At 62.4% G+C, this 679-nt stretch carries 1 pseudogene; it reads right to left on the bottom strand.

Going from position 1 to position 679, the window contains the following annotated elements:
- Window positions 1-679: pseudogene (locus LO762_RS32245) on the bottom strand (Fe-S oxidoreductase); the annotation flags it as partial.

The raw sequence follows: 679 nt of genomic DNA, 5'->3' as shown, positions 1-679 counted from the left end.
GAACCCCTTCCACGTGAAATCCTCAATCCGCGAGCGACCGAACAGATCCTCATCCGGGTCGGCTTCTTCGAAGTCGAGGATCTCACCATCGGGCTTCAACACCGGCTGCGCGGCGCCCAGACCGTTGGGGCGGCGCTTGAACATGACGTTCAACGGCGCCAGGAAGATGTGCAGGTGCTTGGAGTTCACCACCACCACGAGGAACACCAGCGCGATACCGATGTGGGCCAGCAGACCCACCGACGCCAGAACCTTCAGCGTCCCCTCGGAGAACCCGTCCAGCAGCAGACCCGTCGCATACGACCCGAACGCCGCCTTACCGAACGGGAAGTAGTGCTCACCCGTCACCGTCTCCAACGCCGCCAGGGTGCCGCGGAAGAAGAACATCGTCCAGATCACATTGAAGATCATGAACAGGATCAGCCACGCACCACCCAGATGCGAACCGAAGAACCGCGACCGACGCCCCTGGGTCTTCGGCGCGTTCTTGATCCGGATCCCGGCGAACACCAGAAGACCGACCGCGCACATCACCGCGATGAAGTCCTGGACGAACCCGACCGGACCCCACGTCTGCAGGATCGGGACGTGCGTCTCGATCCCGAACAGCAGCGCGACGCCGGCCTCAAGGTAAACCGTCGCCAGCAGGAAGAACGCCCACATCACAAAGAAGTGCGCA

Origin of the sequence: Actinocorallia sp. API 0066, assembly GCF_020991275.1 — a bacterium.
Lineage (GTDB): Bacteria > Actinomycetota > Actinomycetes > Streptosporangiales > Streptosporangiaceae > Actinocorallia.
This window is presented reverse-complemented; position numbering and strand designations above follow the sequence as displayed.